Here is a 23,621-nt window from a genome sequence, read left to right as displayed (position 1 = left end):
GGAGAGCCAGATTTGACTCATCCGGGCGGCCCTTTGCTGGCGGCCGCTGCGGCGCTTTGGCTGGCGATCGCGTTTGCGGCGACCTTCATCGGCTTACGTCTCGCCAGCCGCGGCCGCCGGGCGCTGATCGAAGCGCGGGCGATCGGCGATCTTCTGGCGGGCGCCCCCGCCGCACCGATGCTGGTCGATGCCGACGGACGCGTCGATGCCGATCCTCGCATCGCCGCCTGGCTCGGCCTGACGAGCGATCCGCTGCAACTCGCCGATCTCGGTGGAGAGGATGGAGGGATCGATCCGCATGACCTGCTCAGTCTCACCACCGCGATCCGGTCGGCGCACACGACCGGCCGGCCGATCAAGCTGACGATCGGCCTGCCCCGTTCGAAGCGGGTGCTGACGGTGGGCGGGCAGGTCTACACCCCGCCCGGGCTCGATCGTCGCCTCGTCCTGCTCTGGTTTCTCGATGCAACCGAGCAGCAGCGCGAAACCATCGAATTGCAGGGCAAGACCGAGAAGCTCGAGCGCGCGCTTCGGGGCCTTTCCGCGCTGATCGAAGCTGCGCCCTTCCCGATGTGGCATCGCGGGCCCGATCTGGCGCTGGTGCTCGTCAATGGGGCCTATGTCCGCGCAATCGAGGCCGAGAATGCCGCCGAGGTGATCTCGCGCGGGTTGGAACTGATCGAAGCCGGCACCGGCCTTACCCCGCAAGCCAGCGCGGGCATGGCGCGCGAACGCGGGCAGATCTCTGTGCGCACGGCGCCCGCGATCATTGCCGGCCAACGGCGGATGATGCGCGTGGTCGATGTGCCGATCGGCGAGGCGGGTGTTGCGGGCTATGCGATCGACATCCAGGAACTGGAGGAGGCTCGCGCCGATCTGGGGCTGTTCGTCCGCGCGCAGCGCGACATGCTCGATCGGCTGGCGGCGGGCGTGGCGCAGTTCGGGGCCGACCACAATCTCGTCTTCTACAACCGCCATTTCGCGCGCCTGTTCGCGATGGAGCCCGATTGGCTCGCCGATCGCCCGGAATTCGACCACGTACTCGAACGGATGCGCGAAGCCGAGCGTGCGCCCGAAAGCCGCGACTTTCCCGGCTGGAAGGCCGAGCGTCGCCAATGGTTCGCCACCACCGGGCCGATCGAGGAGAATTGGCTGCTTCCGGGTGGCACCCACCTGCGGGTCGTCGCACAGCCGCTGCCCGATCGCGGGCTGCTGCTGATCTTCGAAGACCGGACCGAACATCTCCAGCTGGCCTCCGCACGCGATACGTTGCTTCGCGTGCGGACCGCCACGTTCGACAACCTGTTCGAGGCGATCGGTGTGTTCGCGGCCGACGGGCGTCTGCATTTGTGGAACAACAAGTTCCGCGACGTGTGGGATCTGGCCGAAGAGGAGTTGGCACGCCAGCCGCGGGTGGACGCGTTGGTGCAGACCATCGCGCCGAAGCTGCTCGATCCGTCGCGCGCCGGCCTGCTGCGCGATATGGTGCGGATCGCCACGGTCGAGCGCCAGCACCGCTCGGGCCGGATCAGCCTGCTCGACGGGCGCCATTTCGAATTTGCCGCGGTGCCGCTGCCCGACGGCAATGCGCTGTTTGCCTTGCTCGACATCACCGCGAGCAGCGGGATCGAGCAGGCGCTGCGCGATCGGAACGAGGGGCTGGAGGAGGCCAACCGGCTCAAGAACGCCTTCGTCTCCAGCATCAGCTACGAAATGCGCGTGCCCTTGACCTCGATCGCAGGCTTCGCCGAGATGCTGGCGGGCGGCTATGCGGGCGAGCTTTCGAGCACCGCGCGCGAATATGTAGATGCCATCCTGAGCGCGGTGGCAGGCCTGTCCAACCTGACCGGCAATGCGCTCGATCTGACGCAAAGCGTCGCCGGCACGCTGCCGATGAAGATGGAGCCGGTCGATCTGACCAACCTGATCAAGAGCGCGGTCGATCTGCAGCGTGATCCTGCGCGCGGGGCCGGGCTTACGCTCGCTTTCGACGTGCCGCGTGATTGCGGTACGGTTTCGGGCGACCGCAAGCGGCTCGCGCAGGCGATCGACAATCTCTTGCGTAACGCCGTCAGCTATACGCCGCCTGCGGGGCGGATCCTGGTCCGCGCGCGCGTCATCGACGGGCAGTGCGAGATCGTCGTCTCGGACAATGGCGAGGGCCTCTCGCCCCGCCAGCGCGAACGCATTTTCGATCGCTTCAGCCCCGCCATCATTTCCCACGCCGACGATGGCGGGGTGGAGCATCACGAGGTACCGGTCCGGTCTGGTTTCGGCCTGCCGCTCGCCCGCCAGTTGATCGAGGCGCATGGCGGGCAGCTCGATTTGCTGTCCGAAGTCGGGCGCGGCACCAGCGTCGTCATCCGCCTGCCGCTCATCCGCATTCCCGAATGAGCGAAGGCGAGACCCTGTTGAGTGATGCCGCCGCGACCGAACGGTGGGGCGCTGCGCTGGCCCCCTTGCTCCGGCCGGGCGATGTCGTTGCCCTCTCGGGCCCGCTGGGGGCGGGCAAGACGAGCTTTGCACGCGCCACGCTTGCGGGGTTGGGCCTGGAAGGCGAGGCGCCGAGCCCCAGTTTCCCGATCGTCATCGCCTATGATCCGCCCGACGTGCGGTTGCCGCTCTGGCACGTCGATCTGTATCGAATCGACGATGCCGCCGAGATCGCGGAGTTCGGTCTCGACGAGGCGCGCCTCGATACGGTCTTGCTGATCGAATGGCCCGAACGGATGGGCGGGCTGCTGTGGGCGGACGCGCTGCGGCTTGCCTTCGAACCGGCATCTGGCGGCGGCCGCCGCTTGACTTGGATAGCGCCCGCGGCATGGGAAGGAAGATGGCCGCCCGCCCAACCATGACGCCCCCAGCGGGCGCCGCCGCCTTTGTCGCCGAAGCAGGATGGAGCGACGCGCGCATAGAGCCTCTGGCCGGCGACGCGTCCTTTCGCCGTTACTTCCGCGTCGTGGGCGCCGGGCGCTCCGCGGTGCTGATGGATGCGCCGCCCGCTTATGAGGATAGTCGTCCGTTCCTGGCGGTGGCCGATCATCTGCTCGATCTCGGTTTCGCGCCGCCGCGCATCCTCGCGCGCGATCTGGCGCAGGGACTGGTCCTGCTGGAGGATTTCGGCGATGCCCGCATGGCCGAGGTGATCGCCGCAGACCAGCGCCGCGAGCGACCAATCTACGAGGCCGCGATCGATCTGCTGCGCGATCTTCATCGCTATCCGGCCGGCCCGTTCGCGCCCTACGATCTTGCTACGTACCAGCGCGAGGCCGCGCTCTTCACCGATTGGTATATGCCAGCGGTCGGGCTCGATCCGGCGCCCGGCTACGCCGAGGCGTGGAATGCCGCGCTGGATGGCATCTGCACCGATCATTCGATCACGGTGCTGCGCGATTATCATGCCGAGAACATCATGCTGCTTCCCGACGGCAGCCTTGGCCTGCTCGACTTCCAGGACGCGCTCGCGGGCCATCCGGCTTACGATCTGGTCTCGCTGCTGCAGGATGCCCGGCGCGACGTGTCGCCCGAACTGGAGGCGGCGATGCTCGACCATTACGGACCGGTCGATCGCACCGCTTACGCGTTGCTCGGCGCGCAGCGGAACGCCAAGATCCTCGGTATCTTCACCCGGCTGTGGAAGCGCGACGGCAAGCCGCGTTATCTAGCCTATCAGCCGCGCATCTGGGGCTATATGGAGCGCGATCTCGCCCATCCGTCGCTGGAGCCGGTCGCGCGCTGGTTCGATGCCTACATCCCGCGCGAAAAGCGTGCCGCTTTCTGGAGCGATTTCCGCCCATGACCAATCAACCGCCGATGGCGCTCCGCCCCCATGCCGAGGCCGCGCCGATCGATACGGCGATGATATTGGCGGCCGGGCTCGGCAAGCGCATGCGCCCGTTGACGGCGACCCGTCCCAAGCCGTTGGTCGAGGTGGCGGGCAAGCCGTTGCTCGACCATGTCATCGATCGGTTGCGCTCGGCCGGGATCGGACGGGTGGTGGTCAACGTCCATTATCTCGCCGACGCGCTCGAGGCGCATCTGCGGGCACAGGCGACCGACATGGAAGTGCTCGTCTCGGACGAGCGCAAGGAATTGCTCGAAACCGGCGGCGGGGTGATCAAGGCGCTGCCGTTGATCCCCGACGATCGCTTCCTGATCGTCAACAGCGACAATCTGTGGATCGACGGTCCGATCGACGCGATTCGCCTGCTCGCGGCGCGATGGGACGACAAGGCGATGGATGCGCTGCTGCTGGTGGTGCCGCTGGCACGCGCCAATTGCCATAATGGCCCGGGCGACTTTCATATGGACGCGGCCGGCCGGCTCTCGCGTCGGCGGCAGGGGCGGGTGGCGCCGTTCGTCTATACGGGCGTGCAACTCGTTTCGCGCCGCTTCTTCGACGATCCGCCCGAGGGGCATTTCTCGATGAACGTGCTTTGGAATCGCGCGATTGCGGCGGGGCGGCTTTATGGGGTCGTGCATCAGGGGCTTTGGTTCGATGTCGGGACGCCGCCTTCCATCGCGAGAACCGAGGCGTTGTTGCTGGAGGCCTAGGGTCTGAATTTGGTGGTTCCAGGCAGCGAATGTTCCTAAGTCGTTCCCGTGCCAGCCCCCACTGTCTTCACCATCCCGATCCATCGTTCGTTCGCCGATTCGCTCGCCGCCGGTTTGCTCGCCCGCACGGGGGATGACCGGCTCGCGCTTGCACGCACGACGATCCTGCTGCCCAACAATCGCGCCCAGCGCGCGATCACGGATGCGTTCGTGCGGCGGGCCGAGGGCGGGTTGTTGTTGCCGCGGCTCGTTTCGATCGGCGATGTCGAACTGGACGATCGGCTCGGCCCGGCGCTTGATCCGGTCGAGGGCGAGGTGGTGCCGCCGGCGATCGATCCTGTTTCACGCCAGTTGATCCTCGCGCGACTGGTCGGCGAGGCGCGCCTTGCCACCGGTGCGGCGATCGAGGCGGGCGAGGCGGTGCGGCTGGCGGTCGATCTGGCACGCACGCTCGACCAATTGATCGTCGAAGAAGTGTCGCCGGATCGCCTGGCCGAAGCGGTGCCGGCGGAACTGTCCGAACATTGGCAGGCCTCGCTCAGCATCCTGCAGGTCGTGCTCAAGCGCTGGCCGCAAGAGCTGGCGAAGCGCGGCTTGATCGATCTGGCCGAGCGGCGCAATCGGCTGATCGATGCCGCGACGAAGCGTTGGACCGCGCATCCGCCCGAGGGACTGAGCGTCGCGGCCGGCATCACCGCCGCTGCGCCGGCGGTCGGGCGGCTGCTCAAGTGCATCGCGCGGCTGCCGCAGGGCATGGTCGTGCTGCCCGGGCTGGATCGGACGATGCCCGACGATGAGTGGCAGGCCTTGGGCGGCGGCGAGAATAGCCGGCCGATCGAGACCCACCCGCAGCATGGTCTGCGCCTGTTGCTCGATCGAATCGGCGTCGGACGCGGCGAAGTCGAGCGCTGGCGCCATCGGGGCGGGGTCGGCACCGCGCCCGAACGCGCGCGCGCGATCAGCAATGCGATGGCGCCCGCCGCCTTCACCGATCGCTGGGCCGATCTGCCCGCGCGCGAGCGGCGGCTGTCGGGCGTGCGCGCGATCGAACTCGCCAACCCCGCTGCCGAGGCGCAGGCGATCGCGATCGCGCTGCGCCATGCGATCGACACGCCAGGGCATGTCGCCGCGCTGGTCACGTCCGATCGCGGCCTCGCGGCCCGGGTCTCGGCGCATCTCGCGCGCTGGGGTATCGAGGCGGACGACAGCGCCGGCCGGCCGCTTTCGCTGAGCCCGCCCGGCACGCTGCTGCTCGCCATCGCCGATGCTGCGGCCGAGGGTTTCGCACCGGTCGCGCTATTGGCGCTGTTCAAGCATCCCCTCGTGCAAGCGGGCGAGAAGAGGCTGGATTGGCTGGCGGGGACACGGTTGCTCGATGAGGCGCTGCGTGGGCCGCGCCCGGGCGTCGGGCTGCACGAGGTCACCCGCTATCTTGAAGAAATGGCGCCCGATGCGCTCGGCTGGTGGCGGAGCGAGGCATTGCCGCGCCTCCAGGCGCTCGAAGCGGCCTTCTCGGGGCGCCTGACGCTTGCGGGCAGCCTTGCCGCGTTGCGCGAGGCAGCGACCGCCTTTGCGGGTGACGAAGCGTGGAACCGCCCCGCCGGCCGTGCCGCCGCCGAACTTGTCTCGGCGCTCGAAGCAGGGGCGATCGACGGGCCGGTGCTGGCGCGCGCGCAGGGCTTCCCGGCTTTCCTCAAGGCGATGCTCGATACGGTCGCGGTGCGTCCGCCGCAGGGCGGGCATCCGCGTGTCCATATCTGGGGTCTGATCGAAGCGCGGTTGCAGCAGGCCGATCTGATGGTGCTGGGCGGGCTCAACGAGGGCGTGTGGCCGTCGCTGCCCGCGCCCGATCCGTGGCTGGCGCCCGCGATCCGCGCCACGCTCGGCCTGCCGGGGCTGGAGCGCCGGATCGGGATCGAGGCGCAGCAATTCGCCGCGGCGCTCGGCAGCCCGCAGGTGCTCCTCACCCGCGCCCGGCGCGATGCGCGCGCACCGGCCGTGCCGTCACGCTTCTGGCTGCGGCTGGAGGCGATGACGGGCGGGATCGCCCCCGCGCGTGAACTCCGGCGCTGGGCCGATGCGATCGACCGGCCGGACGATTTTACTCCTGCCGAGCGACCGCGTCCGCGTCCACCAGTCGAAGACAGGCCGCGGCGGATCGCGGTGACCAAGCTCGATCGCCTGAAGGCCGATCCCTTCGCTTTCTACGCCGATGCGATGCTGAAGCTGCGAAGTTGGGATGCGGTCGATGCCGATCCCAGCGCGGCATGGCGCGGCAGCGCGGTCCACCAAGTGTTCGAGGCATGGATCAAGCATGACGGCGGGGATCCCGCCAAGCTCCGTCCGCGCGCCGAGGCGTTGCTGACCGAGACTGCCGCGCATCCGGTGCTGCGCACGCTATGGGCGCCGCGCTTGCTGGAGGCGATCGATTGGGTTGCGGCCGAGGTCGCCGCCGATATCGCGAAGGGCCGGCGCGCGGTCGCCGCCGAGGTGAAAGGTCGAATCGAGATCGCCGGCATCGCGCTCGACGGCACGGTCGACCGGATCGATCGCCTGCCCGATGGCAGCCTTGCCATCGTCGACTGGAAGACCGGCAAGCCGCCATCCAAACGCGCGGTAGCGGAGGGCTATTCGATGCAACTCGGCCTGCTCGGGCTGATCGCGGAGCGGGGCGGGTTCGGCGAGGACCTGCACGACGATCCGACCATCTTCGAATATTGGTCGCTCGCCGCCAAAGCCGGCGATCTCGGCTATCGCGCCACGCCCGTGGGGCTGAATAAGCAGGGGGAGGGGATCGACCCGGCCGATTTCACCACGCGTGCGGCGGCGGTGCTGGCCGCCGCGGTCGAGGCTTATCTCAAGGGCGATGCGCCGTTCGTCGCCAAGCTCCATCCCGAATATTCGCCCTATGGCGATTATGACCAGCTGATGCGGCTCGACGAATGGTATGGCCGCGCCGCGCGGAGCGATGGCGCATGAGCGCGCGGATTTCTTTGCTCAAGCCGCTCAAGGGCGATCAGGCGGCCGCATCGCACCCGGCGCGGCAGGTGTGGCTGTCCGCCTCGGCCGGCACCGGCAAGACCCACGTCCTCACCGCGCGCGTGCTGCGGTTGCTGCTCAACGGCGCGGCCCCCGAAAGCATCTTGTGTCTGACCTTCACCAAGGCCGGTGCGGCCGAGATGGCCGAGCGCATCCAGGCGCGGCTGGCCAGCTGGGTGCGGATGTCGAAGAAGCTGCTGTGCGAGGAGCTCAAGGCGCTTGCCGAACGGCATGATGACGAGGCGGTGCGCGAGGCGCGGCGCCTGTTCGCCAAGGTGCTCGATGCGCCGGGCGGCGGGCTGCGCATCCAGACGATCCACGCTTTTTGCCAGGCCCTCCTGGCAGGCTTCCCGACCGAGGCGGGGCTCAGCCCCGGCTTCCGTCCCCTGGAAGGGCGCGCCGAAGCCGCGCTCGGCCGGGCCACGCTTGGCGAGTTGCTCAGCAATGCCGAGCGCGGCGGCGATCTCGGGCTGATTCGCGATATCCAGACGCTTAGCCGCCGGCTCGGCGAGGATAAGGCCGAGCGGTATCTGACTTTGTGCGCCCGCGCGCCCGATGCGCTGGCCTCGCTCGGATCGCGCGAGGGGATTGCGGCGCGCGTCCGCACCGCGCTCGACGTACCGCTCGGCGATGTCGAGGAGGCCATTGCGGCGGCGTGCGCCGACGACCGTTTCGATTGCGCGACCTTGCACCGGATCGCCGCCGCCAATGCCACATGGGGCACCAAGACCGGGCTGGAGCATGCGGATCTCGCCGCCGCCTTCCTCGCTGCCGATCCGGCGGGTCGTGCGGTGCTGCTCGGCGATCTAATCGGCATAGCGCAGACCAAGGCGGGCGAGCCGCGCGCCTTCACCGCCAAACTGCTCGGCTGCGATCCCGCGCATGGCGACAATTGTGCGCGGCTGGGCGAGGCGATCGCCGCCTTGCTGTCGCTGCGCAGCCGCGCCGAACTGGCCGGGCTGCTGGCGGCGGGGCTGCGGGCAGGGCAGTCCTATGCGCTCGCTTATGCCGATGCCAAGCGCATCCAGGGCGTGGTCGATTTCGACGATCTGATCAGGCTGGCGGTGGCGTTGCTGCAGCGGCCCGGGATCGGCGAGTGGATCCGCTACAAGCTCGATCGCCGCACCGATCACATCCTGGTCGACGAGGGGCAGGATACCAACCCCAATCAATGGGCGATCGTGGCCGCGCTCGCCGAGGAATTCTACAGCGAGGCGCCGGAGGACGACAACCGTGCCAATCGCACGATCTTCTCGGTCGGGGATTTCAAGCAGGCGATCTTCGGCTTCCAGGGCACCGATCCCGCCGCCTTCGTCTTCGCCCGCGAATATTTCCGCCGCGTGATAGAGGGCGGCGAGCGGCGCCTGACCGATCTGTCGCTCGATCGTTCGTTCCGATCGACCCCGCCGGTGCTCGAACTGGTCGATCAACTGGTGGCGCAACTCGGCACCGAGCGGCTGGGCCTGTACGACGAAGCGCGCGCGCATATCAGCGCGCGCGACGATCTGCCCGGGCAGGTGACCTTGTGGCGCCCGGTTTCGCTCGATCTCGACGCCATGCCCGAGGAGGGGGGTGAGGAAGGCTGGATCGACGACGCCACGCGCGAATTCGCGACCCGGCTGGCGGCGCAGATCCGCGAGTGGATTGATGCGCCGATGTGGCTGCCCGGCAAGGGACGGCCGTTGCGGCCAGAGGATGTGCTGATCCTCGTGCGTAAACGCGGCGAACTCGCTTCGCTGATCGTCGCGCGGCTCCATGCCGAAGGCGTGCCGGTGGCGGGCGTCGATCGGCTGCGGCTCGATGCGCCGCTGGCGGTGCGCGATCTGATGGCGGCGATCCGCTTCGTGCTCCAGCCCGAGGACGATCTCAATCTCGCCAACCTGCTCGTCTCGCCTCTGTTCGGGCTGAGCCAGGACGATCTCTATGCCGCCGCATTCAAGCGCCCCGGCAGATTGTGGAGCCGCATCGCCGACGATCCGCGTTTTGCAGAAGCGGGCAGCGGCCTGCGGGCGTTGCTGGCGCGCGCCGATTTCGCGACGCCCTATCGCTTCCTCGAAGACATCCTGTCCGGCGCGCTCGACGGGCGGCGCAAGCTGATGCGGCGGCTGGGTGGCGAGGCGCGCGATCCGATCGAGGAGTTGCTCAACGCCGCTCTGACCTTCGAGACCGAGGCGACGCCGACCCTGCAGCGCTTCCTCGACTGGTTCGATCGCGACGAGGTGGAGGTCACGCGCGATCCGTCGGCGCCGCTCGATGCGGTGCGTGTGATGACGGTGCATGGCGCCAAGGGCCTGCAGGCACCGCTCGTCATCCTTGCCGATGCGACCGGCGATCCCGACGCCTCGCGCGCCGGCACGATCCATTGGGCGATGGAGGAGGAGGGCGAACGCGTGCCCGTATTCCGCCCGCGCAAGGCGGAACTGGCCGGTACGCTCGCCGAGGCGCTGGAGGCGGCCGAGCGGCGCGAGCGCGAGGAACATTGGCGGCTGCTCTATGTCGCGGCGACGCGCGCCGAGGAGAAGCTGGTGATCGGTGGCGCGCTCGGTCCGCGCGCGCGGGGCGTACCGCCGGCCGAAAGCTGGTATGCGGAACTGGAGAAGGCGTTGATCGCGCTCGGGGCCGAGGAGCGTGACGATCAGCGCTGGTTGGGCGCGCGCGATCATGGCAGCGCAGGCAAGGCCGGACGCTTGCGGGTCGCGTCATCCGGCCGCGATCCCGGCATGATCCCCGCACCGGCGTGGTTGCATCAGGCCGCACCCCAGGAAAGCCGTCCGCCGCGCCCGTTGGCGCCATCGTCGCTGGGCGAGGATCTCACGGCCTATCCGCCGCCTGGGCCGCAGATGCTGGAGGCGGCACGGCGCGGGCAGTTGCTCCATGCCCTGTTCGAGCGTCTCCCGGCGGCACCGGCCGCGCGCCGGGCCGAGATCGGCGACAATTGGCTGGCTGGTGCGGCCGGCGTGACCGATCCCGAATTGCGCCGCCAGCTGGTCGCCGAGGTCTGCGCGATCATCGCCGATCAGGCCCATGCGGCGCTCTTCGATCCGGCCGCGCTGGCCGAGGCGCCAATCGCGGCCGTGTTGCCGAACGGGCTGGTCGTCGCCGGCACGGTCGATCGCCTCCTGGTGACCGACCGCCAAGTCCTCCTGGTCGATTACAAGACCGGCCGCCGCGTGCCGGCTACGATCGAGGCCGTACCCGAACAGCATTTGCGCCAGATGAGTGCTTATGCGGCCGCGCTCGCCGCCATCTTTCCCGATCGCGCGATCGAGGCGGCGTTGCTCTATACATCGGGGCCACGATTGATCACCTTACCGCCCGCAACGCTCGCCGCGCACAAGCCCAGCTTGGGCGGGGTGGAGCAAAAGCTGGGGCCGGGCGGTTGAGTGGCCGATGGCGGCTGCCTACATCGTTACGGCGACAAAGGAGTTATGTGAGATGGCGACCAAGAAAGTAACGGACACCAGCTTCGAGAGCGACGTGCTGAAGGCCTCGGGTCCGGTGCTGGTCGACTTCTGGGCGGAATGGTGCGGTCCGTGCCGGATGATCGGCCCCGCGCTCGAGGAATTGTCCGAGGAGCTGGGTGAGCAGGTGACGATCACCAAGCTCAATATCGACGAAAATCCGGATGCGCCGGGCCGCTATGGCGTCCGCGGCATTCCGACGATGATCCTGTTCAAGGACGGCGCACCGGCAGCGACTCAGGTTGGCGCGGCACCGAAGAGCCAGATCAAGCGCTGGATCGAAAGCGCGATCTGACCATCGTAACGAAGACGAAACGAGAAGTTAGAGCGGCCGGCGGTGGGTTCCATCGCCGGCTCTTTTTATTTTGTTGTTGACAAAGGCTAAAATACGGATCGAGCCGGAACCGCAATCGTTAAGGTCTCAGTGTTCTGGGAGCGTAGCGATGAAGGGTTTGGAGCGTAATGCCGCCTTGGCGCGGCGCGGTGTATTTCTTTCGGTGGCGGTCCTCGCGGCCGTTTGGAACCCCTCCATCGGCTCAACTCAGCAGCCCGACCCGGCCGAGCAAAGGGTTCCGGTCGGCGGCCGCTGGAGCGCAGAAGCGGTCGGCCAGCTCGTCAAGGTCATCGAAAGCGCTCGCGCCGAGGGGCTCGATCCATCGGCGTACAATCTGGTCGGGTTGCGACAGGTCGCGGAGAACGGCCAGGGGCCTGCGCTGGATGCCGTCGCGGATGCGGCAGCGGTCCAACTCGCGCATGACTATTATTTCGGACGCGTCAGCGATCGTGACGACATGGGCTGGATGATCCAGCGGCCTGCTTACGAGCCGCAGGAACTCGCCAAGGGGCTCCAGCAGGCGATCGCTTCGGGTGAGATTCGCAAATTCTATGCGTCGCTGCTGCCGTCCGATCCGCGTTACGCGGCCTTGCGCGAGGCGCTGGCGCAGACCGACGATCCGTCGCTGCGCGATCGCCTGCGCGTCAACATGGAGCGCTGGCGGTGGATGCCGCGTGGACTGGGCGATGATTATCTTTATGTCAACGTACCGAGCTACAAGCTGCAGGTCATGACGGACGGCGCATCGGTGGCGTCGTACGACGTGGTTGTCGGCGCACCGAAGACGCGTACCCCGATGCTGGCGTCGCCGACCAATTCGTTCGTCGTCAATCCCTGGTGGAATGTTCCCGCCAGCATCGTGAAAAGCTCGAACCTGCGGCCGGGCAAAGGCGGCTATCAGTTCAAGGCGAGCGCCAATGGCGGCTATGCGGTGCGGCAGCCGCCTGGGCCGCGCAATGCGCTGGGCAAGATCAAATTCAATCTCGCCAACGATCAGGCGATCTATCTCCACGATACGCCCGCCAAGTCCGCCTTCGGCCGTGACGAGCGTGCGCTCAGCCATGGCTGCATCCGGGTGAAGAATATCGACCAGCTTGCGGCGCAGTTGCTGGGTGAGGATGGCGGCGACACCGCGCAATTCGACGAGGCGCTGGCGAGCCCGGCGACCGCGACCCTGCGGTTGCCGCGCACCTGGCAGGTCTACATCGTCTATTTCACCCTCGACGGGAACGATCCGACCAACCTTGCCAGCTACTCCGATCCATACGGCTACGACGCGCAGATCCTCACGCGGTTGGACAGCCGACCGATCGGCCGCGCGGTGCAGGTAGCGGCGCTTCGGTAGAACCGGCCTTCCGAGTTTGCTCGTCGAGGAGCCCAAAAAAGGGCCGCCCGGCTGCCGGGCGGCCCTTTTCATGTGCGGAAGAAGACCGCGATCAGTTCGCGTTGGAAGCGTTGTCGCCCATCACGTTGGTCGAGGTGTCGTTCATCGTGCCGGTCGTGTTCATGTCGGTCATCGACACGTTCTCGGTGGTGGTGTTCGTCGTCTCGCTCTTGCAGGCCGAAAGCGCCAGAGCCGCGCCGGCAACCATCGCCACGGCAACGGTCTTCTTCAGAATGTCTTGCATGTCCAGACTCCCTAGTGTGTTGATTTGGACTGGGCTTGCCTCATTCCCAAATCGCGGCGGACTTTACCACAATGCGCCATCGCCTCAAGGGCCGATGCTATTGTTGTTAAGTGATTGAAGAAAATTAAAAAATTCGTCTTTCAGCGCCAGATCCAACATATCCATGCCCGAATTGCGCTGCATTGCATCAAGGCTGGTGACCGGAAAATCGCCGATCCCGCACGGCACGATAGCGTCGAAGTGATGGAGATCGGGCGAAACATTGATCGCGAAGCCGTGCAGAGTGACCCAGCGCCGCACGCGCACCCCGATCGCGCCGATCTTCGCTTCGCGGCCCTGGGCATCGTCGACCCAGATGCCAATTCGGCCATCCGCCTTGCGTGCGGCGACGCCCAGCCGGCCGAGCGAACCGATCAGCCAATCCTCGAGGCTCGCCACATAGCGTCGCACGTCGCGCCCGCGCTTTTCGAGATCGAGCAGCACGTAGCCGATCCGCTGGCCGGGCCCGTGATAGGTATAGCGTCCGCCCCGCCCGGTGGCGTGGACCGGGAAACGGCCGGGATCGAGCAATTCGTCGCCAACTGCACTGGTGCCGCCGGTGATGAGCGGCGGGTGTTCGAGCAGCCAGACCAGTTCGGGCGCCTCGCCGGCGCGGATCGCGGCGACGCGCGCCTCCATCGCCGCAACGGCTTCGGCATAGTCGGTCAGGCCGGGCGAGATCCGCCATTCGATCGTGTGGGGAGGGGAGGGCATGGTCGGCGCCCATGTGCGCATCGCCGTCGATCGACGCAAGCATCGCCACCGATTGCCTTTGTGCGGTTCGACGTGGATAGAGGCGCCATGCCGGGAGAGAGTTCGTGAAGCGGGTTTCGGTCGAACAGGCCTACCTTTGGGCGCAGCAGTTCGTCGCGCGTGAGTGGCGGCTGCTGCTGCCCGTAACGCTGATGTTCCTGGCGCTGCCGCCCTTGCTGGTCGATCTGCTCGTGCCGGCATCGGCGCAAGCGCCGATGGTGCCGCTGGCCGATCTGCAGAGCGGCAAGGCGCAGATCCCGATGACGGCCTGGCTGACCGGCCTCGCCGTCGTGCTCGTCGGTTGTGTCGGCCAGCTCGCGCTGGTTGCGTTGGGGCTGGTCGCAAGGATCAGCGTCCGCGAAGCGATCGGGCTCGCGTTCGCGAGGGTCGCAGTGCTGGTCGCAACCGGGATCCTCACGGTCTTCGGCGTGATGTTCATCGCGGTGCTGGCGGTGCTGCTGCTCAATCTGGCGCCGACCAATGCGGCCACCCAGCAGGGGCTGCTATTGTTCCTGATCATCGGCCTGATGCTGTTTCTGTCGATTCGCCTGATGCCGCTCGGGCCGTTGATCGTCGAGCGGCCGATCGGCCCGATCGCCGCGATGCGTCGTGCATGGGATCTCACAAGCGGTGCCTTCTGGCGCGTGACCGGCGCGTTGCTCATCTATGTTTTTGGGGCGTTCATCGTCGTCGCAGCCTCGACCTCCGCGCTCGGCGCGATCCTGACCCTGGGGGCCAGGGCGGTCGGACAGCCCGAAGTCGGCGTCGTGCTGGCGCAGGTATTCTTTCGCGTGTGCGTGGCGGTCGCCAGTGCGGGCATCCAGATCGTGATCGTCAGTCTTTACCGTCAGCTGGTTGCCTCAAGAAGCGGCACCTGAGGCGCCGCTTCGCGCGGCAGGATACCCAGCAGCCGCGGATCGGCGAAGGTTTCGATCGCCAGCGCGAACGGTTCGAATCCCTGCGCGCGATAGAAGCCGAGGGCGGACGGATGATCCAGCGTGCAGGTATGAACCCACAGCCGCGTCACATCCTTGCGCCAGCCGAGCGCCATTGCCTGCATCATGAGCCAGCGGCCATGGCCGTTCCCCGCCAATTCCGGAATCAGCCCGAAAAAGGCGATTTCGCACTGCCCGGCCTGGCGGAAATCCAGTTCGAGCATGCCGATCTCGATCCCGGCCGGATCGATCACGGCGTAGACCGATACCTCGGGATCGTGGATGATCGCGTTCAGGGCGCCATCGTCGAGCAGCAGCCGTGAGAACCACAGCCATTTCTGGCCGACGCGATTGAACAGAGCCCGATATTTGTCGGGCGCGGGCTTGTCCCATCGCACCAGCCTGAAGCGGGAGGCGGGCAGGGGCGCCGGCCGCGGCCGCGCGCGCATCTCCAGCGACGTGACGATCGCGGCCAGTTCGCCGCGCGCTACCGGCGCCAGCACCGGCTAACTCCACGCCGCGAGCGGGGAGGCTCATCAGGACCGCGTCGATGTCATGCCCGGTCTTGAGCCCGAACAGCGTGCCGCGATCCCACACCAGATTGAACTCGGCATAGCGGCCACGATAGGCGAGCAAGGCAGCGCGATCCGCCTCGCTCCACGTTTCTCCCATCCGCGCTCGCGCGATGCGCGGAAAGACGTCGAGGAACGCTTCGCCGACCTCACGCACGAACGCGAAGCTCGTGGCGAAATCGCCCTCGAGTCGATCGAAGAAGATGCCGCCGACTCCACGGTGGACCTTGCGGTGGGGAATCCAGAAATATTCGTCGGCCCATTCCTTATAGCGCGGATAATCGCCCGGTCCGGGATGCGCGGCGCAGGCGCGCTCGAACGCGGCGTGAAACTGCGCGGTATCGTCATCGCGCGGAATCGCGGGGTTGAGATCGGCCCCGCCACCGAACCAGCGCTTCGTCGTCACGAGGAAGCGGCAATTCATGTGCACGGCCGGCACATGGGGATTCGCCATGTGCGCGACCAGGCTGATCCCGGTCGCGAAAAAGCGCGGATCCTCCTCCGCGCCGGGAATGGTCTTCGCGAAATCGGGCGCGAACTTTCCGGCCACGGTCGAAACGTTGACGCCGACCTTCTCGAACACCTGGCCCTTCATCAGCCCCTTGACGCCGCCGCCGCCATCGCTGCCGTCGGCATCGACGCGGGTCGAAGGCGTGAACTGGAAGCGTGCGGCGCCGCCGCCTTCGCTCTCGATCGCTTCGAATTCCGCGCAGATTCGGTCGCGCAGTGATTCGAACCAGTCGCGCGCCGCCTGCTGCTCTGCATCGAGTGAAATCATGTCATTCCTTCCCGCGCGGCGGATGCCCGCATGGGTCGCTCATGACAAGTTCAGTCACACTCTTTGCCTGTTCGTCGGTGTGCGCCGCAAAGGGTGCTTGGCAAATCGATAAACACGCGTCTATCAGCGCGCAGCAGTCGTCGGTCGGGCGACCGCGCCGCGCGTTCGCTAACGTTGCGGCAAAGGGGAAAACGCAGAAGGTTTCGCGAATGGCGACGTCCGAATATGTCGACGGTCCCAACGAGCATGTGGAGGAGGATGGCGTTCGTCGCCGTGACTTCCTGAATATCGCTGCGGTCAGCTTTGCTGGCGTCGGCGCGGTCGCCGTCGCGATCCCGTTCGTGAATCAGATGAACCCATCGGCCGATGTGCTCGCACTGGCCTCGATCGAGGTTGATATCGCGAAGGTTGAGGCCGGATCGGGCATCAAGGTCGCGTGGCGCAAGCAACCGGTGTTCGTCCGCCGCCTGACGCCGAAGGAAATCGGCGAGGCCAATGCGGTGCAGGTTTCGACGCTCCGCGATCCGCAGACCCTGGCCGAGCGCACCAAGCCGGGCCACGAGCAGTGGCTGGTGACGATGGCGGTGTGCACGCATCTCGGCTGCGTGCCGCTCGGCATCACCTCGGGCGAGAATCGCGGCGATTTCGGCGGCTATTTCTGCCCGTGCCACGGTTCGCAATACGATACGGCGGGCCGTATCCGTAAGGGGCCGGCGCCAAAGAACCTGCAGGTTCCCGAGTACAGCTTCAAATCCAACTCTGTCGTCCAGATCGGTTGAGGTAGACCTAGATGAGCTTCCCCTGGGCCAAGCACTACACTCCCGCGCATCCCTTCATGAAGTGGATGGACGAGAAGCTCCCGCTTCCGCGTCTGGTCTACAACGCGATCGGCGCCGGTTATCCCGTCCCGCGCAATCTCAACTATTTCTGGAATTTCGGCGTGCTGGCGGGCCTCGCGCTCACCATCCAGATCGCGACCGGCATCGTGCTGGCGATGCATTATGCGTCGAACGCCGATCTGGCCTTCAATTCGGTCGAAAGCATCATGCGCGACGTGAATTCGGGCTGGCTGCTGCGCTACATGCACGCCAACGGCGCCAGCGCCTTCCTGGCGGTCGTTTATATCCACATCTTCCGCGGCCTTTATTACGGGTCGTACAAGGCGCCGCGCGAGATGGTGTGGCTGCTCGGCGTGGTCATTTTCCTGCTGATGATGGCGACCGCCTTCATGGGCTACGTCCTTCCCTGGGGCCAGATGAGCTTCTGGGGTGCGCAGGTGATCACCGGCTTCTTCTCGGCGATCCCGGTTGTCGGTGAGCCGATCCACACCCTGCTGCTCGGTGGCTTCGCGCCGGATAATGCCGCGCTCAACCGCTTCTTCTCGCTCCATTACCTGCTGCCGTTCGTGATCGCCGGCGTGATTGTGCTCCATATCTGGGCGCTGCACATTCCGGGCTCGAACAACCCGACCGGCGTCGATGTGAAGGGGCCGCAGGATACGGTTCCTTTCCATCCTTATTACACGGCCAAGGACGGCATGGGCGTTTTCGTCTTCCTGCTGATCTATTGCGCCTTCGTGTTCTTCTACCCGAACGCGCTCGGCCACCCGGACAATTATATCCCGGCCAACCCGCTCTCGACCCCGGCGCACATCGTGCCCGAATGGTACTTCCTGCCCTTCTACGCGATCCTGAAGTCCTTCACCGGCGATTTCCTAGGCGTGCCCGCGAAGCTGTGGGGCGTGGTTGCGATGTTCGGCTCGATCCTGCTGCTGTTCTTCCTGCCGTGGATCGATCGCTCGCCGGTCCGCTCGGCCAATTATCGCCCGACCTACAAATGGTTCTTCTGGGTGCTGGTGGTCGACGTGATCGTCCTGGGCTATCTCGGCCAGGCCGAAGTGACGCCGACGGTGGTGATGTTGAGCCAGCTCTGTGCGGCTTATTACTTCGCGCACTTCCTGATCATCCTGCCGATCGTATCGGCGATGGAAAAGCCATTGCCGTTGCCCAATTCGATCTCGGAAGCTGTCCTCGGCTCGGATGCCGACGCGGCCCACGCAGCCTGAGCCTCCCGGGGGATATAAAAGATCATGCTCCGCTTCTTCGGACCCATCATCGCCCCGATCATCGGGTTGGGCTTCATCTTGGCGCTGGCCTGGGGCTTCATCACCTCGCCGCACGACGCGTCGCCCGAAACCGCCACCGAGGTGTATCATCTCAAGCCGAAGGAGGTTCACTTCTCCTTCGACGGCCCGTTCGGCAAATATGACCATCAGCAGCTCCAGCGCGGCTTCCAGGTCTACAAGGAGGTCTGCTCGGCCTGTCACAGCATGAAGCTGGTGGCGTTCCGCGACTTCGAAGAGATCGGCTTCAGCAAGCCCGAGGTGAAGGCGATCGCGAAGGGCTGGGCGACCGAGGTTCCCTCGATCAACCCGGACACCGGCGAAGCCACGACCCGCAAGGCGATCCCGAGCGATTATATCCCCTCGACCTACGCCAACGAGACCGCCGCGCGCGCTGCCAACAACAATGCGTTGCCGCCGGACATGTCGTTGCTCGCCAAGGCGCGTGAGGGCGGCCCGCATTATATCTACTCGATCCTGACCGGCTATCACGAGCAGCCGGCCGAACTTCTCAAGAAGTTCCCCGACGCCAAGACGCCGACGGGGCTGCACTACAATCCGTACTTCGCGAACCTGAACTTCGCGATGCCGCAGCCGCTGGTTGCCGACGGCCAGGTGACCTATTCGGATGGCACCAAGGCGACGGTCGATCAGATGGCGAAGGACGTCTCCGCATTCCTGATGTGGGCGGCGGAGCCCAAGCTGGAAAATCGCCACCGCACCGGTATCGCGGTGATGATTTACCTGCTCATCGGCACCTTGCTGTCCTTCGGGGCCTACAAGGCAGTCTGGCACGGCAAGAAGCATTGATAAGGGAGAGCCCGGCGGAGTGATACTTCGCCGGGCTTTTTCGTGAGACGCCGTGCACGCTGCCGATCCGACCATTTCCGCTATCGCGATGCTTGCGGTCTTCGCGCTTGCCGGCGGCGGCGCCTGGACCCTGGCGAAGCGCGGCGAGACCATGCGTGGCGTGCTCATGCTGCTGGCCGCGGCCGTGCTGCTCGGCAATGTCCTCATCTGGACCTGGCCGTAATCTAAAATCTCTCATGCCCGAGCATTTGAACATGCTGCGCGCCACACTACATCGCCCTTATGCCCGAGATCGATGACGCCACCGCCGCCGCCGCCTTCCGCCGCCTCGTGGCGCACCTCCAGCATCGTACCGACGCGCAGAATGTCGATCTGATGGGACTGGCCGGTTTCTGCCGGAACTGTCTGGGCGACTGGCTCGCCGACGCGTCGCACGGCGCGATCACGAGCGCCGAGGGGCGCGAATATGTCTATGGCATGCCTTATGCCGAGTGGAAGGCGAACCATCAGCAACCGGCCAGCGCCGAACAACTCGCACGGATGGAAGCGAGCTTGAAGCTCAACCCCTGACGCCGCGATTCGCGCGCTTGCCCCTGCGTTAGACCCGCGCGAAGGGGAAGGCATGACGATGGGTTTCGAAAGCATCCTTAACTTCCGCGATTATGGTGGCTATCCCGCCGCAGGGGGCCGGCTTGTCAGCGGACGGCTCTATCGCTCGGGCCAACATGGTCAGGCCACTCCGGCGGATCTCGAGCTTTTCGCGCGCCATGACGTGGGGACGATCATCGACCTGCGCGGCGACAGCGAGCGCGCCACCTATCCCTGCCAGCGCCATCCGGGCTTTGCCGCCGAGGTGGTGTTCGCGCCCGGCGAGACGGTCGAGCATGTCGGGCCGTCGGTCGATCCGCACGACAAGACCGCACTCGATGCGCGGATGCAGGCGATCTACCGGATGCTGCCGTTCATGCCGGCGCTGGCGGGGACGTATCGGCTCTATCTGCAAGCGCTGACCGAGCGCCCGGGCGGCAGCATGGTGCATTGCTTCGCCGGTAAGGACCGGACGGGGGTGGGCGTCGCGCTGGTGCACCGCCTCACGGGCGTCCATCATGACGATCTGGTCGAGGATTATCTTCGCTCGAACGATCGCGCCTTGCTCGATCGACGGATCGAGATCGAAGCGGATTGGCTGTATGAAAATTACGGCGCACTCAGCGATGCGGCGCTGCGAGCCTTCTTCGGGGTCGAGGCGAGTTATCTGGAGGCGGCGTTCGACGAGATGGCGCTGCGGTACGGCAGCGTCGAAGGCTATGCCGAGGCGGTGTTGGGGGTGACCCCGGAGCGGCGCGAGGCGCTGCGCGCCGCTTTGGTGGTCTAGTCTTCTGCGAGGCGAGCGCTGTAGACGAGATCAAACGATATCCCGTCCGGTCGTGAAATTGGGCATCATCGTATTCGGTCCGTGCGCCCCGAGGCGACCGGCAACGAGCTGGCGTACCGCCTCCTCGCGGCTCGGCTTCGGCTCTTGGGAGCGGTCGATCCACTGATCGATCGCTTCGATCTGCTCTGCGGTGAATTCGACCGTCAGCGTCGTTCCGGATGGTTCGCTCATGCTGGCAAAGCTGCCCCCGCCGAACGCGGGGTCAAGCACGCGGCCCTTGAAAATCGGCTTCCCCTGGCGCGCTTAGCCTGTATCGACCGCACATAATGACCGCCGAACCCACCCCGATGATGGCGCAATATCACGCGCTCAAGGCGCAGGTGCCCGATTGCTTGCTCTTCTATCGGATGGGCGATTTCTTCGAACTGTTCTTCGACGATGCGAAGGCGGCATCGGCGACGCTCGATATCGCGCTCACGGCGCGCGGCGAGCATGGCGGCAATGCGATACCGATGTGCGGCGTGCCCGCGCACAGCCATGAGGTCTATCTGGCGCGGCTGATCAAGGGCGGCCACCGGGTTGCCATCGCCGAGCAGACCGAGACGCCGGAGCAGGCGAAGAAGCGGGGCGGCAGCAAGGCGCTGGTCGCGCGCGGGATCGTCCGCATCGTCACCCCCGGCACGCTGACGGAAGAGGTCCTGCTCGACGCGCGCGCCGCAAACTGGCTGGTCGCGGTTGCGAACGCCGGCGGCCAATTGGCGCTGGCGGCGGCCGATATCTCGACCGGGCAATTCGAGATCGCGGCGGTGCCGCCGCATATGCTGGATGCCGAACTGGCGCGGCTCAATGCGGCCGAGGTGATCGCGCCCGAAGGTTTCGAAGCGCCGGCCGGGGTCGCCGTGACCACCGCCGCGGGGTTCGACAGTGTCGCCGCGGAGAAGACGCTCAAGGGCATGTTCGGCGTTGCCACGCTCGACGGCTGGGGTGGCTTCGGCCGCGCCGAATTGTGTGCGGCGGGCGGGCTGCTCGTCTATCTCGCCCGCGCCGGGCAGGGGGCCTTGCCGTTCCTGGCACCGCCGGTGCGCCGCGTCGCCGCCGATCACATGATGATCGATGCGGCGACGCGCGAAAGCCTTGAAATCGTTCAGGCGAGCGGCGGCGGGCGCAGGGGCAGCCTGCTCGACGCGCTCGATCGCACCGTCACGGGTGCCGGCGCGCGCCTGCTCGGGCTCGATCTGGCGGCGCCGCTGACCGATCGGGCGATGATCGACGATCGCCTCGATCTGGTCGGCTGGCTCCACGACGATGGCGATCTGCGTGCACGGCTGCGCGGCATATTGCGCGCCTTGCCCGATATCGGCCGCGCGCTTGGGCGACTGGCCGCGGGGCGAGGCAGTCCGCGCGATCTTGGTCAGCTCCGCGACGGGCTGGATCAGGCACAGCGGCTGCATGGCATGCTCGATCAGCTCGACCCGCATCCGGCTTTGCTCGATGCGCTGCTGCCCGCCTTCCTCGGCCATGGCGAACTGGTCGAGCGGCTGCAGCGTGCGCTGGTGGCGACACCGCCGATCGATGCGAGCCAGGGCGGCTATATCGCCGAAGGTTATGACGAGGCGCTCGACGCGTTGCGCGCACGCGGCGGCGAAGGGCGGCGCGAGATTGCCGCGCTGGAGGCACGCTATCGCGCTTCGACCGGTATCGGCCAGCTCAAGATCCGTCATAACAATGTGCTCGGCTACCATGTCGAGGTGCCCGCCAAAGCGGCCGATCCGCTGATGCGCGCCGACAGCGGCTTCACCCACCGCCAGACACTTGCGGGCGTCGTCCGCTTCAATGCGCCCGAACTGCACGAACAGGCGCTGACCGTCGGTCAAGCCGGCGCGCACGGGCTCGCGGCCGAGGCGGCGCATCTGGAGGATCTGATCGAGCAGGCGTTGGGCCGTGCGCGCGAGATTGCCGCGACCGCCGATGCGCTGGCGCGGCTCGATGTCGCGAGCGGGTTGGCCGAGCGCGCGGCCGAGGGGGGATGGTGCCGCCCGGCCCTGGTCGAGCAACCCTGCCTCGAGATAATCGAGGGGCGCCACCCGGTCGTCGAAAGTGCGGTCGCGGCGACGGGCGGCCGTTTCGTCGCCAACGATTGCCAACTCGGGCCGCATGATCGGCTGTGGCTCGTCACCGGCCCTAACATGGGCGGCAAATCGACCTTCCTGCGCCAGAACGCGGCGATCCTGATCCTCGCCCAGGCCGGCAGCTTCGTGCCTGCCGCCAGCGCGAAGCTCGGCCTGTGCGATCGCCTGTTCAGCCGGGTCGGCGCGTCGGACAATCTCGCACGCGGCCGATCGACCTTCATGGTCGAGATGGTGGAGACGGCGGCGATCCTGGCGCAGGCGACCGAGCGGAGCTTCGTCATCCTCGACGAGGTCGGGCGCGGCACGTCGACCTATGATGGGCTCGCCATCGCCTGGGCGGTGGTCGAGGCGGTGCATGACATCAACCGTTGCCGCTGTCTGTTCGCGACCCATTATCACGAACTGACCCGGCTGGCCGAGCGGCTCGACGCGCTCTCGCTGCACAATGTTCGCGCCCGCGAGTGGAAGGGCGATCTGGTACTGCTGCACGAAGTGGCGTCCGGCCCGGCCGATCGCAGCTACGGCCTCGCGGTCGGGCGTCTCGCCGGTCTTTCGCCCGCGGTGATCGGGCGGGCCAAGGAAGTGCTCAAGCGGCTGGAAGCGGGGCGTGCCGCGACCGGCGGGCTTGCCGCGGGGCTCGACGATCTGCCGCTGTTTGCCGCGGCTGCGCAAGCGGAGGAGGCGCGGCCCGACGCGCTGCGCGAGGCGCTCGGCGCGATCGATGCCGACGCGCTCAGCCCGCGAGAGGCACTCGACGCGATATATCGCCTCAAGGCTTTGGCATCGCAATGAGCCAGGAGCGCACGCCGCACATCCTCAACGCGGCATCGAACCTGCTGGGCATCTCGCTGGTGATCATCGCCGGCCTGAACGTCAGCCATGCCGCGCGCAACAGCATCGCCGACGAGATTGCCTGGTTCGCCGCAATCAGTCTCGCGACGAGTTGCTTCCTGTCCTATCTGGCGCTGCGCGACGACACGACGCGCCGCGGGCATGGCGAGAAATGGGCGGACCGCATCTTCCTGATGGGATTGCTGGCGTTGATTTCGGCGATCGTCGTGCTGGCGATCGAGAGCCGTTAGCGCCACGCAT

General features: G+C 66.7%; 21 protein-coding genes and 1 pseudogene. 17 read left to right on the top strand and 5 right to left on the bottom strand.

Annotated features, from left to right (window positions below; translation table 11 throughout):
• Nucleotides 1–12 precede the first annotated feature (12 nt).
• The 8 genes from AB4Z44_RS07635 (at nucleotide 13) to AB4Z44_RS07600 (ending at nucleotide 12,733) form a co-directional block, all read left to right on the top strand.
• On the top strand, nucleotides 13–2,394 hold the full coding sequence (locus AB4Z44_RS07635; protein ID WP_404713453.1) for an ATP-binding protein: 2,382 nt from the start codon (nucleotides 13–15) through the stop codon (nucleotides 2,392–2,394).
• Nucleotides 2,391–2,855: a tRNA (adenosine(37)-N6)-threonylcarbamoyltransferase complex ATPase subunit type 1 TsaE gene (gene tsaE / locus AB4Z44_RS07630; protein ID WP_404713452.1), complete on the top strand. Its 465-nt coding sequence runs from the start codon at nucleotides 2,391–2,393 to the stop codon at nucleotides 2,853–2,855. Before AB4Z44_RS07635 ends, tsaE begins: the two co-directional genes overlap by 4 nt.
• Nucleotides 2,852–3,799: an aminoglycoside phosphotransferase family protein gene (locus AB4Z44_RS07625; RefSeq protein ID WP_404714377.1), complete on the top strand. Its 948-nt coding sequence runs from the start codon at nucleotides 2,852–2,854 to the stop codon at nucleotides 3,797–3,799. Before tsaE ends, AB4Z44_RS07625 begins: the two co-directional genes overlap by 4 nt.
• Nucleotides 3,796–4,554, top strand: a complete 759-nt coding sequence (locus AB4Z44_RS07620) for a nucleotidyltransferase family protein (protein ID WP_404713451.1) — start codon at nucleotides 3,796–3,798, stop codon at nucleotides 4,552–4,554. Before AB4Z44_RS07625 ends, AB4Z44_RS07620 begins: the two co-directional genes overlap by 4 nt.
• Before the next feature lie 48 nt (nucleotides 4,555–4,602).
• The gene (gene addB / locus AB4Z44_RS07615; protein WP_404713450.1) at nucleotides 4,603–7,533 is read left to right on the top strand and encodes a double-strand break repair protein AddB; all 2,931 of its coding nucleotides are present in this window, start codon (nucleotides 4,603–4,605) and stop codon (nucleotides 7,531–7,533) included.
• Nucleotides 7,530–10,976, top strand: a complete 3,447-nt coding sequence (gene addA, locus AB4Z44_RS07610; RefSeq protein ID WP_404713449.1) for a double-strand break repair helicase AddA — start codon at nucleotides 7,530–7,532, stop codon at nucleotides 10,974–10,976. Before addB ends, addA begins: the two co-directional genes overlap by 4 nt.
• Before the next feature lie 52 nt (nucleotides 10,977–11,028).
• Nucleotides 11,029–11,349: a thioredoxin gene (trxA, locus tag AB4Z44_RS07605; protein WP_404713448.1), complete on the top strand. Its 321-nt coding sequence runs from the start codon at nucleotides 11,029–11,031 to the stop codon at nucleotides 11,347–11,349.
• Between the two features lie 148 nt (nucleotides 11,350–11,497).
• A complete protein-coding gene (locus AB4Z44_RS07600) occupies nucleotides 11,498–12,733 on the top strand; it encodes a L,D-transpeptidase family protein (protein ID WP_404713447.1) in 1,236 nt (411 codons plus the stop codon).
• A gap of 91 nt (nucleotides 12,734–12,824) precedes the next feature.
• On the opposite strand, the gene AB4Z44_RS07595 is transcribed toward AB4Z44_RS07600, so the two are convergent.
• A complete protein-coding gene (locus AB4Z44_RS07595) occupies nucleotides 12,825–13,016 on the bottom strand; it encodes a hypothetical protein (protein ID WP_404713446.1) in 192 nt (63 codons plus the stop codon).
• 84 nt (nucleotides 13,017–13,100) lie between these two features.
• Entirely contained in the window at nucleotides 13,101–13,769 is a 669-nt protein-coding gene (lipB, locus tag AB4Z44_RS07590; protein WP_404713445.1) for a lipoyl(octanoyl) transferase LipB, read from the bottom strand.
• A gap of 104 nt (nucleotides 13,770–13,873) precedes the next feature.
• Here lipB and AB4Z44_RS07585 point away from each other — a divergent pair, with 104 nt between their 5' ends.
• Nucleotides 13,874–14,686, top strand: coding sequence for a hypothetical protein (locus AB4Z44_RS07585; RefSeq protein ID WP_404713444.1), 813 nt, complete (start codon nucleotides 13,874–13,876; stop codon nucleotides 14,684–14,686).
• Here the strand turns inward: AB4Z44_RS07585 and AB4Z44_RS07580 are convergent.
• Nucleotides 14,656–15,192 carry a GNAT family N-acetyltransferase gene (locus AB4Z44_RS07580; RefSeq protein ID WP_404714376.1) on the bottom strand — a complete coding sequence of 179 codons (537 nt, stop codon included), beginning with the start codon at nucleotides 15,190–15,192 and terminating at the stop codon, nucleotides 14,656–14,658. The genes AB4Z44_RS07585 and AB4Z44_RS07580 overlap by 31 nt on opposite strands.
• 57 nt (nucleotides 15,193–15,249) lie before the next feature.
• Nucleotides 15,250–16,093, bottom strand: a pseudogene (hemF, locus tag AB4Z44_RS07575) (oxygen-dependent coproporphyrinogen oxidase).
• A gap of 209 nt (nucleotides 16,094–16,302) precedes the next feature.
• On the opposite strand from hemF, the gene petA reads away from it, so the two are divergent.
• Genes petA through AB4Z44_RS07545 form a run of 6 tightly spaced genes read left to right on the top strand, consistent with a single transcriptional unit; the run spans nucleotide 16,303 to nucleotide 20,400 of the window.
• On the top strand, nucleotides 16,303–16,872 hold the full coding sequence (gene petA / locus AB4Z44_RS07570; RefSeq protein ID WP_404713443.1) for a ubiquinol-cytochrome c reductase iron-sulfur subunit: 570 nt from the start codon (nucleotides 16,303–16,305) through the stop codon (nucleotides 16,870–16,872).
• An 11-nt stretch (nucleotides 16,873–16,883) separates the two neighbouring features.
• The gene (locus tag AB4Z44_RS07565) at nucleotides 16,884–18,158 is read left to right on the top strand and encodes a cytochrome bc complex cytochrome b subunit (protein WP_404713442.1); all 1,275 of its coding nucleotides are present in this window, start codon (nucleotides 16,884–16,886) and stop codon (nucleotides 18,156–18,158) included.
• A gap of 24 nt (nucleotides 18,159–18,182) precedes the next feature.
• Nucleotides 18,183–19,025 carry a cytochrome c1 gene (locus AB4Z44_RS07560; protein ID WP_404713441.1) on the top strand — a complete coding sequence of 281 codons (843 nt, stop codon included), beginning with the start codon at nucleotides 18,183–18,185 and terminating at the stop codon, nucleotides 19,023–19,025.
• 52 nt (nucleotides 19,026–19,077) lie between these two features.
• Nucleotides 19,078–19,248, top strand: a complete 171-nt coding sequence (locus AB4Z44_RS07555) for a hypothetical protein (protein WP_404713440.1) — start codon at nucleotides 19,078–19,080, stop codon at nucleotides 19,246–19,248.
• 59 nt (nucleotides 19,249–19,307) lie between these two features.
• Nucleotides 19,308–19,595 carry a DUF1244 domain-containing protein gene (locus AB4Z44_RS07550; protein ID WP_404713439.1) on the top strand — a complete coding sequence of 96 codons (288 nt, stop codon included), beginning with the start codon at nucleotides 19,308–19,310 and terminating at the stop codon, nucleotides 19,593–19,595.
• 52 nt (nucleotides 19,596–19,647) lie between these two features.
• A complete protein-coding gene (locus tag AB4Z44_RS07545) occupies nucleotides 19,648–20,400 on the top strand; it encodes a tyrosine-protein phosphatase (protein ID WP_404713438.1) in 753 nt (250 codons plus the stop codon).
• Between the two features lie 30 nt (nucleotides 20,401–20,430).
• Here AB4Z44_RS07545 and AB4Z44_RS07540 read toward each other — a convergent pair whose 3' ends face one another.
• Nucleotides 20,431–20,631, bottom strand: coding sequence for a hypothetical protein (locus tag AB4Z44_RS07540; RefSeq protein ID WP_404713437.1), 201 nt, complete (start codon nucleotides 20,629–20,631; stop codon nucleotides 20,431–20,433).
• Between the two features lie 116 nt (nucleotides 20,632–20,747).
• Here AB4Z44_RS07540 and mutS point away from each other — a divergent pair, with 116 nt between their 5' ends.
• Nucleotides 20,748–23,321 (top strand): DNA mismatch repair protein MutS, encoded by a 2,574-nt coding sequence (gene mutS / locus AB4Z44_RS07535; protein ID WP_404714375.1) that lies wholly within the window; start codon nucleotides 20,748–20,750, stop codon nucleotides 23,319–23,321.
• On the top strand, nucleotides 23,318–23,611 hold the full coding sequence (locus tag AB4Z44_RS07530) for a hypothetical protein (RefSeq protein WP_404713436.1): 294 nt from the start codon (nucleotides 23,318–23,320) through the stop codon (nucleotides 23,609–23,611). The genes mutS and AB4Z44_RS07530 overlap by 4 nt, the downstream gene beginning before the upstream one ends.
• Nucleotides 23,612–23,621 lie beyond the last annotated feature (10 nt).

Source organism: Sphingomonas sp. MMS24-J13 (assembly GCF_044905095.1).
Taxonomy (GTDB): domain Bacteria; phylum Pseudomonadota; class Alphaproteobacteria; order Sphingomonadales; family Sphingomonadaceae; genus Sphingomonas_I.
This window is presented reverse-complemented; position numbering and strand designations above follow the sequence as displayed.

Bases quoted from the DNA above. Each gene is read 5' to 3' on its own strand.
- tsaE (WP_404713452.1), top strand. From the start codon at position 2,391: ATGAGCGAAGGCGAGACCCTGTTGAGTGATGCCGCCGCGACCGAACGG.
- AB4Z44_RS07625 (WP_404714377.1), top strand. From the start codon at position 2,852: ATGACGCCCCCAGCGGGCGCCGCCGCCTTTGTCGCCGAAGCAGGATGG.
- AB4Z44_RS07620 (WP_404713451.1), top strand. From the start codon at position 3,796: ATGACCAATCAACCGCCGATGGCGCTCCGCCCCCATGCCGAGGCCGCG.
- addA (WP_404713449.1), top strand. From the start codon at position 7,530: ATGAGCGCGCGGATTTCTTTGCTCAAGCCGCTCAAGGGCGATCAGGCG.
- trxA (WP_404713448.1), top strand. From the start codon at position 11,029: ATGGCGACCAAGAAAGTAACGGACACCAGCTTCGAGAGCGACGTGCTG.
- AB4Z44_RS07600 (WP_404713447.1), top strand. From the start codon at position 11,498: ATGAAGGGTTTGGAGCGTAATGCCGCCTTGGCGCGGCGCGGTGTATTT.
- AB4Z44_RS07595 (WP_404713446.1), bottom strand. From the start codon at position 13,016: ATGCAAGACATTCTGAAGAAGACCGTTGCCGTGGCGATGGTTGCCGGC.
- lipB (WP_404713445.1), bottom strand. From the start codon at position 13,769: ATGCCCTCCCCTCCCCACACGATCGAATGGCGGATCTCGCCCGGCCTG.
- AB4Z44_RS07580 (WP_404714376.1), bottom strand. From the start codon at position 15,192: ATGCGCGCGCGGCCGCGGCCGGCGCCCCTGCCCGCCTCCCGCTTCAGG.
- petA (WP_404713443.1), top strand. From the start codon at position 16,303: ATGGCGACGTCCGAATATGTCGACGGTCCCAACGAGCATGTGGAGGAG.
- AB4Z44_RS07565 (WP_404713442.1), top strand. From the start codon at position 16,884: ATGAGCTTCCCCTGGGCCAAGCACTACACTCCCGCGCATCCCTTCATG.
- AB4Z44_RS07560 (WP_404713441.1), top strand. From the start codon at position 18,183: ATGCTCCGCTTCTTCGGACCCATCATCGCCCCGATCATCGGGTTGGGC.
- AB4Z44_RS07550 (WP_404713439.1), top strand. From the start codon at position 19,308: ATGCCCGAGATCGATGACGCCACCGCCGCCGCCGCCTTCCGCCGCCTC.
- AB4Z44_RS07545 (WP_404713438.1), top strand. From the start codon at position 19,648: ATGACGATGGGTTTCGAAAGCATCCTTAACTTCCGCGATTATGGTGGC.
- AB4Z44_RS07540 (WP_404713437.1), bottom strand. From the start codon at position 20,631: ATGAGCGAACCATCCGGAACGACGCTGACGGTCGAATTCACCGCAGAG.
- mutS (WP_404714375.1), top strand. From the start codon at position 20,748: ATGATGGCGCAATATCACGCGCTCAAGGCGCAGGTGCCCGATTGCTTG.
- AB4Z44_RS07530 (WP_404713436.1), top strand. From the start codon at position 23,318: ATGAGCCAGGAGCGCACGCCGCACATCCTCAACGCGGCATCGAACCTG.